General features: G+C 20.3%; 1 protein-coding gene. It reads left to right on the forward strand.

Annotated features, from left to right (window positions below; translation table 11 throughout):
- Positions 1-219 precede the first annotated feature (219 nt).
- A partial coding sequence (locus tag H8706_RS12320) for a hypothetical protein (RefSeq protein ID WP_262432868.1) occupies positions 220-586 on the forward strand: 367 nt, incomplete at its 3' end.

Raw genomic sequence — 586 nt, forward strand, 5'->3', positions numbered from 1 at the left:
ATGACAATAATGATAATAATGATAAAATTCTAATTATAATGATAATTTTGATAATTACTGCAATAATAGCAATAATTAACTCTATTCCAATAATTTTCATACTAATAATGGCAATAGAAATAATAATAAATCATTATCATTGTCATTATAATTATTATTATTGTCATTATTATTTCTAAAATTATCATTATTGCTATTATCATTATATAAATAGTTATAATGATAAAAATAGCAATAATAATTAGCATAATAATTATTATAACTGCAATAATGATGATAATAATAATGATAATCATGATGATAATGACTATAATGATAATAATCATAAAAATAATGACAGTAATGATAATAATGATGATAATAATTATTATTCAGTCCATTTATAATGAAATAAAGGCCAGAAGTAATAAAATCCCAAAAGTCGAAAAAACGGCAAAATCTAGCGTATTACAGCCTTTTGAGAGAAACGTCGAAAAAAAACCTTTTCGCTTTTTAATGGTAATTATGAGGATTTTAACATTAATTCAGGTAATTATGATGATTTTCATGATAATTCCTTTATTATTGACAATAATGATGATAATGA

The sequence above is a fragment of the Qingrenia yutianensis genome (assembly GCF_014385105.1).
Taxonomy (GTDB): domain Bacteria; phylum Bacillota; class Clostridia; order UMGS1810; family UMGS1810; genus Qingrenia; species Qingrenia yutianensis.